Below are 15,609 nucleotides of genomic sequence, written 5' to 3'. Positions count from 1 at the left end.
ATCAAGCGGCGGCGGGTTGGTCTGCGGCGGGCAGCATCGGGAAACCGAGGCGCTCGCGCGAGTCGTAATACGCTTGCGCCACCAGGCGCGACAGGGTGCGCACGCGGCCGATGTAGGCGGCGCGTTCCGTCACCGAGATGGCGCCGCGCGCATCGAGCATATTGAAGCTGTGCGACGCCTTCATGATCTTCTCGTAGGCGGGCAGGGTCAGTTGCAGCTCGATCAAACGCTTCGCTTCCGCTTCGTAGTTGCCGAACTGTTCGAACAGCAGGTCCGTATTCGCGTGCTCGAAGTTGTAGGTCGATTGCTCCACCTCGTTCTGGTGGAAGACGTCGCCGTAGGTCAGCTTTTTGGTAATCCCGTTTTCTTCCCACTCTGTCCAGACCAGGTCGTACACGTTTTCCACGCCCTGCAGATACATGGCCAGGCGTTCGATGCCGTAGGTGATCTCGCCCAGCACGGGCTTGCAATCGAGGCCGCCCACTTGCTGGAAGTAGGTAAATTGGGTCACTTCCATGCCGTTCAGCCAGACTTCCCAGCCCAGGCCCCAGGCGCCCAGGGTCGGGCTTTCCCAGTCGTCTTCGACGAAGCGCACGTCATTCTGCTGCAAGTCCAGGCCCAGGGCGGCCAGCGAACCCAGATACAGGTCGAGGATGTTTTCCGGCGCGGGCTTGAGCACCACCTGATACTGGTAGTAGTGCTGCATGCGGTTCGGGTTTTCGCCATAGCGGCCATCTTTCGGGCGGCGCGACGGCTGCACATACGCGGCGCGCCACGGTTCCGGGCCGATCGCGCGCAGGAAGGTGCCGGTGTGGAACGTGCCGGCGCCGACTTCCATGTCGTAAGGCTGGAGCAGGGCGCAACCTTGCTTGTCCCAATAGGTTTGCAAGGTCAGGATAATTTGTTGAAATGTGAGCATCGTATGAGTTCGCCGCGCGGGAGGCTGCGCTTTGTTAAGGTTTGCTTGAAGCCCGCACGCTGTTGGGCTAGCGTCCGGGCCGGGATTTTGCTAATTTTAGCGGTTTTTACGGGCCCACTGTGACTCTTCGGGCAATATCGGCCGCTTATTGCTGCGCGGCGCGGCCACGGCGCGCGGCGCGCGACAGCAGGAAGGCCGTCAGCAAGGCCAGCGCGGCCAGGGCCAGCACCAGTTTATTGCCATACAGAATGTATGGCGTCATGCCGCCCATGCCTTGCACCTTGGCCGCCAGGGTCGCTTGCTGTTCCGGCGGCAGCAGGCTTTGCACCACGCCCTTGCCGTCGATGACGGCGGTGGCGCCCGTGTTCGTCGAGCGCAGCATCGGGCGGCCCGTTTCCAGGCTGCGCATCTGCGAAATCTGCAGATGCTGCGGGATGGCGATCGAGTCGCCAAACCAGGCCAGGTTCGAGATATTGAGCAGCACCGAGGCCGACTGCTTGCCATTGCGGTGGGCGCTGGCCAGTTGTCCCGCGATTTCCTCGCCAAACAGGTCTTCGTAGCAGATATTGGGCAGCACCAGCTGGTCGCGTACCTGCAGCGGCGCCTGCACCTCCGCGCCGCGGCCCATGTCACCCAGCGGGATGGCCATCATGGCGACAAACCAGTGCAGGCCGGGCGGCACGAATTCGCCGAACGGCACCAGATGGTGCTTGCGGTACTGGTAATACGGTCCCGGCGTGGCGTTGGGCGTGATGCCCACGGCCGCATTGTAGAAGCGCTGCTGCTCGTCGAGCACGGGCATGCCGAGCAAAATCGTGCTGCCCGTCTGCTGCGAATACGTCGCCAGATTCTCCAGATAACCGGGCGGCAGCTGGTGCGGCAGCACGGTGACGGCCGTTTCCGGCGTGGCGATCAGGTCGGCCGGCGCACTGGTGATGGCGCTCTGGTACATCTGCAGGGCACCCAGCACGAAGCCGGGGTCGAATTTCTGCTGTTGCGGCACATTGCCCTGCAACAGGCGCACCGTGATCGCGCGTCCGACAGGGTGGGTCCAGTTCACGTATTGCAAGCCAACGCCGGCCGCGTACAGCGCGATGACGCCGCCCAGCGCGCTCCAGCGCGTGCGGCGCTGTGGATGGACTAGCAGCAGCAGGGCGCCGGCCGACAGCGCCGCCAGCCAGCCCAGGCCATACGCGCCGACGATGGGTGCAAAGCCGCCCAGCGGGCTGGCATTGTGGGCGTAGCCGGTGGCCAGCCACGGAAAGCCCGTAAACAGCCAGCCGCGCGTCCATTCGAACAAGGTCCAGGTGGCGGGCAGCACCAGCAGGGTCATGGCGGGCAGGGACAGCACCCAGCGCTGGCGCAGCCAGGCGGCCGCGCCCATGGCCAGGGCCACGTAAATGGCCATCAAGAGGGCCAGCAGGGCCACGGCGATGGCGGCGATCGGCGCGGCCATGTCGCCATAGCGGTGCATCGAGATATACAGCCAGTGCGTGCCGGCCGCGCACCAGCCGAAGCCATAGGCCCAGCCGATCAGCGCGCCGGCCTTGACGTTCGATGCGCGCAGCACCTGGTAGAACAGCACGCCCAGGCTGAGGATTTGCAGCGGCCAGTAGCCGAAAGGGGCGAACGCCAGCACGGCGACGGCGCCGGCGATGGCGGCAGTCAGCATGCGCGCCCACGTGCTGCGGGGCGGTTTGGCGGGGGCGTTGGGATCGACGCGTCTGAAACGCATTTACAGCACGCGCATGTCAGAGTTCCAGTTCCGGCACGTTGGGCAGGCGCTCGACGAGCAGCACGTGCACCTGGCGCGCATCGGCGCGCAGCACCTCGAAGCGCAGATTGCCCAGGTCGAAAATATCGCCCTTGTGCGCCATGCGGCCCAGGTACTTCGAGACGAGGCCGCCGATGGTGTCGACGTCGTCGTCCACCAGGTGGCTGCCCACTTCCTCGTTGAACTGTTCGATCTCGGTCAGCGCCTTGACGCGCCAGCGGGGGCCGAACTGGCCTTCCTTGAGCGAGAGGATGTTGTCCTCGGCTTCGTCGAAGTCGTATTCGTCCTCGATGTCGCCGACGATCTGTTCCAGCACGTCTTCGATGGTGATCAGGCCGGCGACGCCGCTGTATTCATCGACGACGATGGCCATGTGATTGTGGTTGGCGCGGAAATCGCGCAGCAGCACATTCAGGCGTTTCGATTCGGGGATGAAGATGGCGGGGCGCAGCATGTCGCGTACGTCGAAAGTTTCTTCTGCGTAGTAACGCAGCAAGTCTTTCGCCAGCAGGATGCCGATGACCTTGTCGCGCTCGCCTTCGATCGCGGGGAAGCGCGAGTGGGCGGTGGACAGGACTTCCGGCATCCATTCCTCGATCGGCTTGCTGATGTCGATGACATCCATTTGCGAACGGGGAATCATGATGTCGCGCGCACAGAGATCCGATACCTGGAACACGCCTTCGATCATCGACAGGGCGTCGGCGTCGATCAGCTTGCGTTCATGCGCATCGTGTAGAACTTCGAGCAATTCTGCACGGTTCTCTGGCTCGGGGGAAATGAGTGCGGTCAGGCGTTCAAACAGTGACCGGTGGGGCTTGACGTCAGTTCTGACGCCACTAGGATGCTCGGGCATAGGAGGCGTGAGCCGTTGTTGCGAAGGGATATAGGATACACCAAAAGTGGGGCAATACCGGATTTCCCCGCTTTTGATGCAAATTTAATACGTTGAAGTGCGCCGTTGCCCGACGTTTCAGGCGTCCTGGCCCAGCACACGGGCGCGCAGGGCCGCCACGTCCGCCTGCCAGTCCGTAAAATGCTCGCTGTCTTGCCACAGCTGGCGCAGTTCCGACGACTCGGCCATGATGCGCTCGAAGGCCAGGCGCGCCTTTTCCAGCAGCGGCGGCGTGACCTTCTTCTTGCAGGCGGCCACCCATGCGTCCACTTCCGCCGTGGCCGGGTCGTTTTCTCCCGGCTTGCCTTGCAGGCGCGCGATCACTTCCAGCGCGGCCAGCGCCTCGGCGGCGAACGGCGCTTCCAGTTCCGCTTGCTGGCTGTCGATGACGTTGTCGAGCGTGGTCTCGACCAGTTCCAGGGTTTTGTATTCGTGCAGATCCTGCGCCCAATCCATGGCGTAGTCGTTGCCGAAGGCGTCCAGTGCCCAGGTTCCCATGTGCTTACTCCTTGTACGGGTCGGTGATGCCGAGTGTTGCGAGGATCTCCGTCTCCAGGCCCTCCATCTCGGCCGCTTCCTCGTCATCCATGTGGTCGTAGCCCTGCGCATGCAGCACGCCGTGCACGATCAGATGGGCCGTGTGCTCTTCCACGCTTTTCTTCTGTTCCGCCGCTTCCTTTTCCAGCACGTCCGTGCACAGGATGATGTCGGCGCGCGTCGGCTCGTCCCCGGCCAGTTCTTCGCCTTCGTTGTAGGCAAACGTCAGCACGTTGGTGGCGTAGTCCTTTTCGCGGTAGTCGCGGTTCAAGGTACGGCCTTCTTCCGCGTCGACGAAGCGGATCGTCAATTCTGCTGGGGCGAACAGGGCCGCCTTGACCCAGCGGCGCACTTTCGGGCGCGTGATCAGGGTTGCCAGGCGGGTGTCCGGGTATTGCACGGACAAGGACAGTTTATTTTTTTCGGACATTTTTGGCGGCAGCTGGTTTCAATAAGGAGGGCAGGTGGGCGGCGTCGGCGTTGGCCGCCTGCGCCGTTTCATACGCGTCGACGATGCGCGCGACGAGCGGGTGGCGCACCACGTCGGTGCTGTTAAATTGCGTGAAGCCGATGCCGCGCACGTCTTTCAAGACGTGCACGGCGTCGATCAGACCGCTCGTCTGGCTCTTGTGCAGGTCGACCTGCGTCACGTCGCCCGTCACCACGGCCTTGCTGCCAAAGCCGATGCGGGTCAAAAACATCTTCATCTGTTCGACGGTGGTGTTTTGCGCTTCATCGAGGATGACGAAGGCGTGGTTCAGGGTGCGTCCGCGCATGTAGGCCAGCGGGGCGATCTCGATCACCTGTTTTTCAAACAGCTTTTGCGTGCGGTCAAAACCGAGCAAATCGTACAGCGCGTCGTACAGGGGACGCAGGTACGGGTCGACCTTTTGCGCCAGGTCGCCCGGCAAAAAGCCCAGGCGCTCGCCCGCTTCGACGGCGGGGCGCGTCAAAATGATGCGCTTGACGGCATCGCGTTCGAGCGCGTCGACGGCGCAGGCGACGGCCAGATAGGTTTTGCCCGTGCCGGCCGGACCCACGCCGAAGCTGATGTCGTGTTCGAGGATGTCGCGCAGGTAGGCGATCTGGTGCGGTGTGCGCCCGCGCAGGTCGGAGCGCCGCGTTTTCAGCACGGGGCTGGCGATGTCCGGCTCGACGAAGGTGCTGGCGGGTGCGTTGGCGTGGTGTTCCGAGGCGGCGGACAGTCCCGCGCGCTGCTCCACCAGGGCCAGCTGCACTTCTTCCAGCGGCACGACCTTGTTGGCGATGGCGTAGAACTGGTCGAGGATTTCCACGGCCCGTTCGGCATTGCTGCCGCCGACGATGAATTTCTCGCCGCGGCGGAAGATCGTCACGTCGAGGGCGGCGGAAATCTGGCGCAGGTTTTCATCGAGCGGCCCGCACAGGTGCGCCAGGCGCGTGTTGTCGAGCGGCTCGGGGATGAAGTAATGCGGCTGTATCGGGGCTTTGGTTTTCAACTGGCTCTTTTCAATGCAGGGGCGCTGGCGACGAGTTCGCCGCGCAAGGTGTAGGAATGGCTTTCGGTGATGCGCACGTCGACCAGCTGGCCGACCAGTTGCAAGCCGTCCGGGCCGGCGTCGAAATTGACGACGCGGTTGTTCTCCGTGCGGCCTTGCAGTTCACGATCAATGGTGTCCTTTTTTGAGCGGCCTTCGACGAGGATGGTTTGCACGCTGCCCACCATGGCCAGGCTGTATTTGCGCGTGTTGGCGTCGATGGCCGCCTGCAGCTGCTGCAGCCGGGCCAGCTTGACTTCATGCGGCGTATCGTCTGCCAGGCTGGCGGCCGGCGTGCCGGGGCGCTTGCTGAAGATGAAGCTGTAGCTGTTGTCGAAGCCCACGTCGGCGATCAGCTTCATCATGGCGTCGAAGTCGGCCTGGGTCTCGCCGGGAAAACCCACGATGAAGTCGGACGAAATGGCCATGTTCGGGCGCACGGCGCGGATGCGGCGGATGATGGACTTGTATTCGAGGCCCGTGTAGCCGCGTTTCATGGCGCCGAGGATCTTGTCGGAACCGTGCTGCGCCGGCAGATACAGGTGGTCGACCAGTTGCGGGATCTTCGCATAGGCGTCGATCAGGCGCTGTGTGAATTCCTTCGGGTGGCTGGTGACGAAGCGCATGCGCGCGATGCCGGGAATGTCGGCCACGTATTCGAGCAGCAGGGCGAAGTCGGCAATGTCTCCGCCTTCCATCACGCCACGGTAGGCGTTCACGTTTTGCCCCAGCAGGGTGATTTCCTTGACGCCCTGGGCGGCCAGGCCCGCCACTTCCGTCAGCACGTCCTCGAAGCGGCGCGACACTTCCTCGCCGCGCGTGTAGGGCACGACGCAGTAGCTGCAATATTTGCTGCAGCCTTCCATGATGGAAACAAACGCCGACGCGCCGTCCACCTTGGCCGGCGGCATGTGGTCGAACTTTTCGATTTCCGGGAAGCTGATGTCGACTTGCGCATCGCCGCTGGCGCGGCGCAGTTCGATCATCTGCGGCAGGCGGTGCAGGGTTTGCGGGCCAAAGACCATGTCGACATACGGCGCGCGCTTGACGATGGCGTCGCCTTCCTGCGACGCCACGCAGCCGCCCACGCCGATCAAGAGGTGCGGCTTGGCCAGTTTCAGCTCGCGCAGGCGGCCCAGGTCGGAAAACACTTTTTCCTGCGCCTTTTCGCGCACGGAGCAGGTATTGAGCAGGATCACATCGGCGTCTTCCGGCGTGTCCGTGCGCACCAGGCCGTCGGAAGCGCCCAGCACGTCGGCCATCTTGTCCGAGTCGTACTCGTTCATCTGGCAGCCGAAGGTTTTAATGAATACTTTTTTCTGCATGGAGTCGGATGCTTATCGGTAAAGGTGGCAGCAAATAGGTGAGGCAAACAAGTGCGGCGGCAAATAAGCCGGGCAGGGGGCTTGCGCCGTGTGCCGCTCGGGGCGGGAGGCGGTGGATCACCGGCCGGGCGCCTCTGGCTGCCCGCTGGCAGGCTCGCTGCAAGTTCAGGCCATAGTTTAGCGTAAATCGCCGGGACGGGCCATGTTGTGCTGAGCATGCCGACAAGATTGCCGCGTGAATACGGCACCCGGCACGGCGATGCCGTAAAGCATTTATTGCCGTGCGACACCATTGATTTGTAACAAGTTGCTGCAAAGCCTTGTGTGCGCCCGCTGGCATCCTAATGTGTTGAAATAGCATCGTTGGCAAGCCAACTAGCAGCTTGATTGATATTTAACAATCAGGAAGTTTGCGCGAGGCGCAGATGCGGCCTGTTTGAACTAGTATATTGCTTTATATGCAATTCATTTCAGCGGATTGCAGTGCATTTACTCACGCGGCAAGCTGCGCACGTTGGCTGTGCGAGTCCTGTGCAGGCAGTGCGACAAGGAGGGAAGGCGGAGGGGAGGCTGAGTCCGATGGAAAGACGTTTATTTAAACACTCTAAGCCAGCCTTAAGTTCGTATCGGCATTCTTTCAACATTCACCAGACGAGGAAAAATCATGGCACATCATGCATTAGCATCGCAAGAGAGTTACAACCCGAATCACCTGCTGGATATTCTGCTGAGCAAGATGCAGCTGAAAAACGACGCAGCCCTGTCGCGCTTGCTCGAAGTGGCGCCACCGGTCATCAGCAAGATCCGCCACCACCGCTTGCCGGTCGGCGCCTCGCTGCTGATCCGCATGCACGAAGTGACGGGCATGAGCATCCGTGACCTGCGCGATTTGATGGGCGACCGCCGCACCAAATATCGTCTGTCCGACGCCCAGGGCCGTCCAAAAGCGGAAGACCGCGGCGATGCGCAAGAATCAAATTACGCGCACTGATGTGGCGGTTGCACGCTGACTGTGCCGCTTGCGTCACTGCTGGCGGCAACAGGCAGGTGTGGACCGGGCAGCATGGACGTACCGTAATACCCATAACGGCTTTCGCTTCGCGGCGAGAGCCGTTGGCATGTGGCGCGGCGTTTAGCTCAGCAGTGCCGAAGTGATTTCGTCGTAGCGCAGCTCCGTTTCGCGGAACAGTTGCAGATACGTTTCTTCGCTCAGGCCCAGCGCATCCCAGGCCACCGGCGAGACGCGCGGCACCATGTCGTCGCCCGCCTGCGCCAGGTCGAGCGCGCACACAATCGCATTGGCCACGTGGATCAGTGCTGCCAGGAAACCTGCCCCCGGCGTTTCCGGCTGCAGGTAGTTGGCCAGCGCCAGGCGCATGGTGTCGGAAAAATTCCAGTGGTCGGCCAGCGCCACGCCCGCCTGCACGTGATCCACGCCCAGCACGGTCTGCTCCGCTTCGAGCAGGCTGCAATCGTGCGCCGCCTGGTGCGCGATGACTTGCGCGTAGTGTGCGGGAAAGCTGCTGACCAGCACCAGGCGGCCGATGTTATGCAGCAAGCCGGCCGTGAAGGCGTAATCCTGGTTGAAGCGGATCTGCCGCGCCAGCACCTTGGCGCAGCCGGCCGTCGCTACCGAATGGCGCCAGAAGGCCTTGTCGTCGAAGCCGGGGCAGCGCCCTTCCGGGAAGCAGCCCGTGATGGCGGCCGAGGTGATCAGGCTGCGCGTGGTCTGGAAACCCAGGTAGGTGATCGCCTGCTGGATGGTGGTGGCCTTGACCTGCAAGCCATATTGCGAAGAGTTGGCCAGGCGCAGGGTTTTCGCCGTCAGTGCCTGGTCGTACGACACTTTTTTCGCCAGCACGGAAATATCGACGTCGTCCTGGTCTATGCTGTTGAGCAGTTCCATGACGACGGCAGGCAAGGAAGGCAGGTCATCGAGGTGGGCGACGATATCGTCGAGCGTCAGCTGGGTGCTCATGCCGGCTCTCCCGTGCCCAGGCGGTATTGCGTGACATAGTTGCGCAGCAAGGTGGTGGCCACGTCCAGGGGATCTTCCGGATCATGCTTGCGGAACAGGTAGGCCAGCCGTTCGCTGTCGGCCGCCTGCTGCGCGGCCACTTCCTCTGGCGAAGGGGGCGGTGCCTGGATCGGCAGCATGGCGATGCCGTGGCGCGGCATCAGGGTCAGCATGTTTTCCGTCAGTACCGCGCCTTGCGGCAACAGCACTTGTCCATGCGCGTCGAGCAAGACATCCGACAAGACCATGCCAGGACGCACTTGTTCCAGGGGTAGATGTTGATGCATGACCGCCATGACGACTCCTTAGATGATTGAGGGATATTACCATTGCCATGACGCAATGTCTCAACCTGTATCAAGGCCCCTGTCGAAAACGGGGGTGCTGTAAATCTTGCCAATAAGCATGTCATACCGTACATTTGCTTCAGGCTGTTGCATTGCAGACGTATCTGTGCCCGCGCCGCGGGCCGGCGGCTGGCCTGGCCCGGGGAGTGTTGATCGATGGTGAGTATCCAAGTCCGGCTGACCCTGCTTTTTGTCGTGATCGTCACCTTGGTGCTGGGCATTTCTGGCAGCTATACCCAATATACACTGAGCCAGGAACTTGAATCGGGCAGCGCGCGCCTGCGCAGCGGCGTGCTCACGCGCTTGCAGACCAGCTTGCCTTCGGCCCTGTGGGATCTCGACAAATCCAAGGTCGACAGTATTGTCGCGGCCGAAATGCTGCCGCCGGAACTGGTCGGCATCCGCGTCTACGACGCTTCCGTGGGCCTGTTCGCCGGTGAAGTGCGCGACGCGGCCGGCACCCTGGTGCCGTTGACTGCCGACGTGGCCATGGGCGGCACACCCGTCGAGGCGCCGCTGGTGTTCCGCGACGCCGTGGCGGCGGCCACGGGCGGCAAGCCGGTGATCGTCGGCAAGGTCATCGTCAATTTCAGCCGCGCGCAGATCGATGCGGCCCTGCGCGGCGAAGTGCGGCGCAAGGTGCTGGAAGTATTCCTGCTTGACATCATCCTGGTGGGTGCCCTGGCGCTGAGCCTGCGCATCGTCTTTGGTCCCTTGAAACAGTTGCGCGACGGCTTGATCGACCTGGCCACGCGCGGCAGCGACGAGGTCGAAGAACTGCCGGAAAACCGGCGCGACGAACTGGGCGACGTGATCCGCGGCTTCAATGCCGTGCAGCGCAAGCTCAAGTCCATCATCGAGGGCAGCCGCGAGGCGGAAGACATGGCGCGCCGCTCGCAGCAGGAAACGGCGCAGGCGATGGACGAGCTGCGCCGCGCGCAGGAATCGTTGCTGCAGTCGGAACGTCTGGCCTCGCTGGGCAGCCTGGTGGCCGGCGTGGCGCATGAAATCAACACCCCGGTCGGCATCGCGCTGACCAGCGCCTCGGTGCTGAAGGAAGCCACCGATCACATCAGCGCAGCGGTGGCCGGCGGCAGCGTGAAGAAAACCGATATCGTGCGCTACCTGGAAACGGCCGGCGAGAGCGCGCGGCTGATCATGAACAATGCCTATCGGGCCGCGCACCTGATCCACAGCTTCAAGCAGATCGCCGTCGACCAGGTCAGCGAGGCGCGCCGCTTGTTCGAATTGCGCGACTATATCGGGGAAGTGATATCGAGCCTGCAGCCGACCCTGAAAAAGACGCGCATCAGCATCCATATCGATTGCCCGCCCGACATCATGCTCGACAGCTATCCGGGTGCGCTGGCGCAGGTGCTGACCAACCTGGTCTTGAACTGTGTCGAGCACGCCTTCGATGCGGATACGGCCGGCAACATCGAGATCGGCGTGCGCCGCGACGGCGAGTGGATCGCCATGCAGGTGCGCGATAACGGCCGCGGCATCGCGCCCGACATGCTCGACCGCGTGTTTGACCCGTTTGTCACCACGCGGCGGGGACAGGGCGGCACGGGCCTGGGCTTGAATATCGTGTTCAACTTGATTGCCAAGCAGTTTGGCGGCACCATCACGGTCAGCAGCACGCTGGGACAGGGCGCAACATTCCTGCTGCGCCTGCCCACGGTGACGCCAATGCCGGACAGCACCAGCAGCCCGGCATAGGCAAGGAGAAGAGACATGACACAGCCAGAAAACAGTCAGCACGTGGCGCTTTTGCGCGGGATCAATGTGGGCCGCGCCAAGCGCGTGGCCATGGCCGACCTGCGCAAGCTGCTGGGCGACCTGGGTTTTGCGCAGGTACGCACGGTACTCAACAGCGGCAATGTCGTGTATGACGGGGGCGCGGTGGCGCCGGCCGAGGCCGCTGCCCGCATCGAGGAAGCGCTGGTGCTGAAACTGGGCGTCGCGGCCCGGGTGACGGTGCTGTCGGCTGGCCAGTTTGCCGAACTGATCGAACAAAACACCCTGGCGCCGGCGGCCGATGCGGCCCGTCTGCTGACCTTGGTGCTGAACAATCCGGCCGACGTGCAGCGCCTGGCGCCGCTCGTGCAGCGGCCGTGGCAGCCGGAAGCGCTGGCGCTGGGGCGATGGGCCGCGTATGCCTGGTGTCCCGATGGCGTGCTGGCCAGCAAGGTGGTGGCGTCGCTCGGTGTACTGCTGGGCGATGCCGTCACCTCGCGCAACTGGGCCACCATGCAAAAATTACATGCATTGCTGAACGGGCCCGAGGCGGCAGCCACCTTGGCCAAGGAGCACTGATGCCTGCCATCGAGACGCCATGAACTGGGATATCGTCAAGGGCGTGCTGATCTTGCTGCTCGCCGTCAGCGCGTTGGGCACGGCCTTCGTGCTCATGTCCGCCTCGGGGCCGGACAAGGCGGGCTGCATCGCGCGCGCCCTGAAGTCGGGTATTGCAGTGGGCAATATCGAACGGGTGTGCCGCTTGCTGGACAAGTAAAAAAAATTCCGCGCAAGGCGGAATTTTTTTGACGCAACGGCATCGGCCGCCGGAATGGCCTCAGCCATCGAATTTTTCCTGTTTTTCACCGTGCATGCTCAAGGCCAGCAAACCCAGTCCCACCAGCAACATCGAGACCATGCTCGCTTCGGGCACGGGCGGCGGCACGTTCGGCTGTTGTACGGCAGGAGCGGCGGTGGCGGTGGGGGGCGCCAGTGCGCTTTGGCGCGTACCAGCGTTGAACCAGCGCGGGGGCGCATTGAGCGTCGTGTGCTGCGTCAGCAGGCGTGCATACGGCAAGTCCGGTGTTTCCCAGGCGGGATTGTCCGCAGTGTTGTTGAAAGCGAGACTGTCGTCGCTCACGGCAGGGGCGCTGGCGGCCACATTGCCGGCATACGCCGACAGTGCCAGCACGACCGCGCATAGCGGCTGAAAGATCTTCATCGTTGACTCCCTGGTTCACCGCGCGGCGTGGCCGAAACCGGCCTGCGTCTGGACGGATAATGCGCCTGCACGGAGGCGTATCACAATTTTTCTGATGAGATCTTATTACAGCACAAGTCGTGGCAATTTTGCTACGTATATTTGCTTTAAATTACGAATATTTATCATTTTGATAGCGTCATGGCTATCGCTGCCGCACACTTGGCATGAGCACGCTATCGCTGAAAAACACTGTTGTTTTTTTGTGCGAATCGCCAGCAGGAAAACAATATATTGATTAGTATATTGTTTATCGCATGATGTTCAATATGACCGCCTGTGGGAGGGCAAGATGGAGACAGTTGCAACACAAGAAACACAATACAACCTCGACGCCATGCGCGGCTCGGCCTACAAGGCCAGTTCGCTGCTCAAGGCCATGGGCAATGCCGACCGTTTGATGCTGCTGTGCCAGCTATCGCAGGGCGAACATTGCGTCAGCGACCTCGAACAAAAAGTGGGCATAGTCCAGCCGACCCTGTCGCAGCAACTGGGCGTGCTGCGCGAAGAGATGCTGGTGGCCACGCGGCGCGATGGCAAGCAGATTTATTATCGCGTCGCCAGCGCGCCCGTGCTGGCCGTGCTGCAAGTGCTGTACGCGCAGTTCTGCGCGCCGCGTCCGCCGTTCAACGACGAAGCGGACTGAGGTTGCCATGACTATTGCGTGGCAACACTTTACGCCGTGGGCTTCGCTGGCGGGCGGCATGCTGATCGGCCTGGCGGCGGCGCTCTTGATTTTGTTCAATGGGCGCATCGCCGGCATCAGCGGCATCCTTGGCGGCTTGCTGCGCCCGCGCAGCGGCGATCTGGGCTGGCGCATCGCCTTTCTTGCCGGCCTGATCGGCACGCCCCTGCTGTACCGCTTGTGGCAAGCGTTGCCGCCCGTGCAGATCGACGCCGGCACGCCCGCCTTGATCGTCGCGGGCCTGCTGGTGGGCGTGGGCGTGCGCTATGGCGCCGGCTGCACCAGCGGCCACGGCGTGTGCGGCCTGTCGCGCCTGTCACCGCGTTCGCTGGCGGCCACCATCGCCTTCATGGCGGCCGGCTTCCTCACCGTCTATCTGTTGCGCCAGGTATGAGCAAACGTATGAACAAACTGATTCTTTCCCTGTTGAGCGGCCTCGTCTTTGGCTTGGGCCTGATCGTCTCCGGCATGAGCAACCCGGCCAAGGTGCTCGGGTTTCTCGACCTGGCCGGCGCCTGGGATCCGTCCTTGGCGCTGGTGATGGGCGGCGCCATCGGCGTGGCCCTGCCCGCCTTCTGGCTGGCGCGGCGGCGCACCAGGTCGCTGTTGGGCGAACCCATGCAATTGCCGGCGTCGCGGCGCATCGACCGGCGCTTGCTGCTGGGCAGCCTGGCCTTTGGCGCGGGCTGGGGCATCGCCGGTTTCTGTCCCGGTCCCGCTCTTGTCTCCCTGCTGGCGGGCCAGCCGAAGGCGTGGATATTTGTGGGCGCCATGCTGGCCGGCATGGTCGTGTTTGAAGTGCTGGAGCGCCGCAAGCTGCCCGCGCCGGCCTGAGACGGTACAATCTGGCGCATCGCCACTCTGGATACCGCTTACATGACAACCGTGATTTTCCGCGCCGGCGCGCGCGCCGCCCTGCTGTGCAGCGTGCTGGCATTGGCCGCCTGCGGCAGCTTGCTGAAGAAGGAAGTACCACACGCTCCCGCACCCGTGGCCGACGCCTTGCCCAATCCACAAGTGCTGCTGCTGGGGGAAGTGCATGACAATGCGCAAGGCCAGCGCCTGCGCGTCGCCGAGTTGCAGCGCCGCCTGGCGGCGGGCTGGCGTCCCGTGATCGTCATGGAGCAATTTGACCGCGAAAACCAGGCCTTGCTGACGCGCGCCGCGCGCGATTGCGCCGACCCCGATTGCATCATCCGCGTGATGGAACAGCCACGCTGGGACTGGAGCTTGTACCGCCCCGTGCTGGACCTCGTCATCAGCTACCAGCTGACCCTGGTCGCCGGCAATCTGTCGCCCGCCGATGCCTCGCGCATCGTACGCGACGGCATCCAGTGGTCGATGCCGCCCGCCATGGTGGCCACCTACCTGGCTACGCCCGTGCCGGCCGATATTCTGGAAGGGCAGCAGAAGGAAGTGCAGGCGGCCCGCTGCAATATGCTGCCCGACATGATGATCAACGGTGTCGTCAGCGCCCAGGTGGCGCGCGATATCTGGATGGCCAAGCTGATCCGCGACCAGGCACCGCGCGACGTGGTGCTGATCGCCGGCAATGACCATGTGCGCAAGGATATCGGCGTGCCCCGCTGGCTGAGGCTGGCCGACCCGCAACTGAACGTGCGCAGCATCGGCTACCTGGAGCAGGGCGGCAGCGGTTTCAAGGGCACGTTCGACCTGACGCAAACGATGCCGGCGCAACCGCGCCCGGACCTGTGCGCCAAATTTAAGCAGTAAACGCTACTGCTGTACCCGCACCAGGGCGCTGACCCTGTTTGCCGTATCGAGCAGTTTCGGCAAGCTGTGTTCCAGCAGATGCGCCACGGACGGCCCTGCCGTCTGGCCGCTGACATTGATCGCCGCCACCACCTTGCCGGCCCGGTCGAACACGGGCGCGGCCAGGGCGATCAAGCCTTGCTCCAGCTCTTCCTGCACAAGGCACCAGCCCTGGCGCCGCACTTGCGCAATCTCTTCCATCAAGACATCGATATCGACCTTGGTCGCCGGCGTGATTTTCAGCAGCGCCATCTTTGACAGCCGTTCGCGCAGCACCTCGGGCGCCAGGCCCGATAGCAACACTCTGCCCATCGAAGTGCAGTACGCGGGCAAGCGGCTGCCGATGCCCAGGTTGATCGACATGGTGCGGTGCGCGGACAGGCGCACGACATACACGATGTCGTCGCCGTCGAGCACGGTGGCCGAGCAAGACTGGCGCAAGGTCTGCATCAATTCTTCCAGCAGCGGCTGCGCCTGTGTCCACACGGGCAAGGACGACAGATAGGCGTAACCGAGGTCGAGCACCTTGGGCGTCAGACGGAACAGCCGCCCGTCCGCTTCCACATAACCGAGATGCAACAAGGTGTGCAGGATGCGCCGCGCGCCCGCGCGCGTCAGCTGCGCCCGTTCCGCCACTTCGCTCAGGGTCTGTTGCGGCGCCTCTGCGCCAAAGCTGCGCAGTACGGCCAGGCCGCGCGCGAACGATTGCACATAGCTGTCGCCAGGGCGGGGCGCGCCGTCGGCATCGACGGTGTCTTCGGTAGCAAGGGAGGTGCTGCTGCGTGCGGTCATGGCGATTCCAATGGGGCAAGGTGGCAA

The 15,609-nt window shown here is 63.1% G+C and carries 19 protein-coding genes; 8 read left to right on the top strand and 11 right to left on the bottom strand.

Annotated features, from left to right (window positions below; all coding sequences use genetic code 11):
- Position 1 precedes the first annotated feature (1 nt).
- The 7 genes from glyQ to miaB form a co-directional block, all read right to left on the bottom strand.
- A complete protein-coding gene (gene glyQ / locus CLU91_RS12445) occupies positions 2 to 919 on the bottom strand; it encodes a glycine--tRNA ligase subunit alpha (protein ID WP_096237792.1) in 918 nt (305 codons plus the stop codon).
- Positions 920 to 1,064: 145 nt separating this feature from the next.
- A complete protein-coding gene (gene lnt, locus CLU91_RS12440) occupies positions 1,065 to 2,654 on the bottom strand; it encodes an apolipoprotein N-acyltransferase (RefSeq protein ID WP_232730725.1) in 1,590 nt (529 codons plus the stop codon).
- Positions 2,655 to 2,670: 16 nt separating this feature from the next.
- Positions 2,671 to 3,549 carry an HlyC/CorC family transporter gene (locus CLU91_RS12435; protein WP_034746750.1) on the bottom strand — a complete coding sequence of 293 codons (879 nt, stop codon included), beginning with the start codon at positions 3,547 to 3,549 and terminating at the stop codon, positions 2,671 to 2,673.
- Positions 3,550 to 3,666: 117 nt separating this feature from the next.
- Complete coding sequence (locus CLU91_RS12430; RefSeq protein ID WP_100874411.1) at positions 3,667 to 4,086, bottom strand: DUF4259 domain-containing protein; 420 nt, start codon at positions 4,084 to 4,086, stop codon at positions 3,667 to 3,669.
- A gap of 4 nt (positions 4,087 to 4,090) precedes the next feature.
- Positions 4,091 to 4,555 (bottom strand): rRNA maturation RNase YbeY, encoded by a 465-nt coding sequence (ybeY, locus tag CLU91_RS12425; protein ID WP_100874410.1) that lies wholly within the window; start codon positions 4,553 to 4,555, stop codon positions 4,091 to 4,093.
- Positions 4,539 to 5,603 (bottom strand): PhoH family protein, encoded by a 1,065-nt coding sequence (locus tag CLU91_RS12420; protein WP_100874409.1) that lies wholly within the window; start codon positions 5,601 to 5,603, stop codon positions 4,539 to 4,541. The genes ybeY and CLU91_RS12420 overlap by 17 nt, the downstream gene beginning before the upstream one ends.
- A complete protein-coding gene (miaB, locus tag CLU91_RS12415; RefSeq protein ID WP_100874408.1) occupies positions 5,600 to 6,967 on the bottom strand; it encodes a tRNA (N6-isopentenyl adenosine(37)-C2)-methylthiotransferase MiaB in 1,368 nt (455 codons plus the stop codon). Before miaB ends, CLU91_RS12420 begins: the two co-directional genes overlap by 4 nt.
- A 664-nt stretch (positions 6,968 to 7,631) precedes the next feature.
- On the opposite strand from miaB, the gene CLU91_RS12410 reads away from it, so the two are divergent.
- Complete coding sequence (locus CLU91_RS12410; protein WP_034746769.1) at positions 7,632 to 7,958, top strand: hypothetical protein; 327 nt, start codon at positions 7,632 to 7,634, stop codon at positions 7,956 to 7,958.
- Between the two features lie 141 nt (positions 7,959 to 8,099).
- Here the strand turns inward: CLU91_RS12410 and CLU91_RS12405 are convergent, their stop codons facing one another.
- Positions 8,100 to 8,945, bottom strand: coding sequence for an HDOD domain-containing protein (locus CLU91_RS12405; protein ID WP_100874407.1), 846 nt, complete (start codon positions 8,943 to 8,945; stop codon positions 8,100 to 8,102).
- Positions 8,942 to 9,271, bottom strand: a complete 330-nt coding sequence (locus CLU91_RS12400; protein ID WP_332870890.1) for a hypothetical protein — start codon at positions 9,269 to 9,271, stop codon at positions 8,942 to 8,944. Before CLU91_RS12400 ends, CLU91_RS12405 begins: the two co-directional genes overlap by 4 nt.
- Positions 9,272 to 9,487: 216 nt before the next feature.
- Here CLU91_RS12400 and CLU91_RS12395 point away from each other — a divergent pair, with 216 nt between their 5' ends.
- The 3 genes from CLU91_RS12395 to CLU91_RS12385 are packed head-to-tail and all read left to right on the top strand — an operon-like array spanning position 9,488 to position 11,849.
- Entirely contained in the window at positions 9,488 to 11,053 is a 1,566-nt protein-coding gene (locus tag CLU91_RS12395) for a sensor histidine kinase (RefSeq protein WP_100874406.1), read from the top strand.
- 15 nt (positions 11,054 to 11,068) lie between these two features.
- The gene (locus CLU91_RS12390) at positions 11,069 to 11,650 is read left to right on the top strand and encodes a DUF1697 domain-containing protein (protein ID WP_100874405.1); all 582 of its coding nucleotides are present in this window, start codon (positions 11,069 to 11,071) and stop codon (positions 11,648 to 11,650) included.
- A 19-nt stretch (positions 11,651 to 11,669) separates the two neighbouring features.
- The gene (locus tag CLU91_RS12385) at positions 11,670 to 11,849 is read left to right on the top strand and encodes a hypothetical protein (protein ID WP_100874404.1); all 180 of its coding nucleotides are present in this window, start codon (positions 11,670 to 11,672) and stop codon (positions 11,847 to 11,849) included.
- 60 nt (positions 11,850 to 11,909) lie between these two features.
- Here the strand turns inward: CLU91_RS12385 and CLU91_RS12380 are convergent, their stop codons facing one another.
- Positions 11,910 to 12,293, bottom strand: coding sequence for a hypothetical protein (locus CLU91_RS12380; RefSeq protein WP_100874403.1), 384 nt, complete (start codon positions 12,291 to 12,293; stop codon positions 11,910 to 11,912).
- A 331-nt stretch (positions 12,294 to 12,624) separates the two neighbouring features.
- On the opposite strand from CLU91_RS12380, the gene CLU91_RS12375 reads away from it, so the two are divergent.
- Genes CLU91_RS12375 through CLU91_RS12360 form a run of 4 tightly spaced genes read left to right on the top strand, consistent with a single transcriptional unit; the run spans position 12,625 to position 14,751 of the window.
- Entirely contained in the window at positions 12,625 to 12,978 is a 354-nt protein-coding gene (locus CLU91_RS12375; RefSeq protein ID WP_100874402.1) for an ArsR/SmtB family transcription factor, read from the top strand.
- A gap of 7 nt (positions 12,979 to 12,985) precedes the next feature.
- Entirely contained in the window at positions 12,986 to 13,411 is a 426-nt protein-coding gene (locus CLU91_RS12370) for a YeeE/YedE family protein (RefSeq protein WP_100874401.1), read from the top strand.
- A gap of 8 nt (positions 13,412 to 13,419) precedes the next feature.
- Complete coding sequence (locus CLU91_RS12365; RefSeq protein WP_100874400.1) at positions 13,420 to 13,851, top strand: YeeE/YedE family protein; 432 nt, start codon at positions 13,420 to 13,422, stop codon at positions 13,849 to 13,851.
- A gap of 42 nt (positions 13,852 to 13,893) precedes the next feature.
- Entirely contained in the window at positions 13,894 to 14,751 is an 858-nt protein-coding gene (locus tag CLU91_RS12360) for a ChaN family lipoprotein (RefSeq protein WP_100874399.1), read from the top strand.
- A 3-nt stretch (positions 14,752 to 14,754) separates the two neighbouring features.
- Here the strand turns inward: CLU91_RS12360 and CLU91_RS12355 are convergent, their stop codons facing one another.
- Complete coding sequence (locus tag CLU91_RS12355) at positions 14,755 to 15,582, bottom strand: IclR family transcriptional regulator domain-containing protein (RefSeq protein WP_100874398.1); 828 nt, start codon at positions 15,580 to 15,582, stop codon at positions 14,755 to 14,757.
- Positions 15,583 to 15,609: the final 27 nt, after the last annotated feature.

This window comes from Janthinobacterium sp. 64, assembly GCF_002813325.1.
In the GTDB taxonomy this organism is placed as follows: Bacteria; Pseudomonadota; Gammaproteobacteria; order Burkholderiales; family Burkholderiaceae_D; genus Janthinobacterium.
Note: the sequence above shows the minus strand (reverse complement) of the source record. Positions and strands in the feature narration are given on the sequence as shown.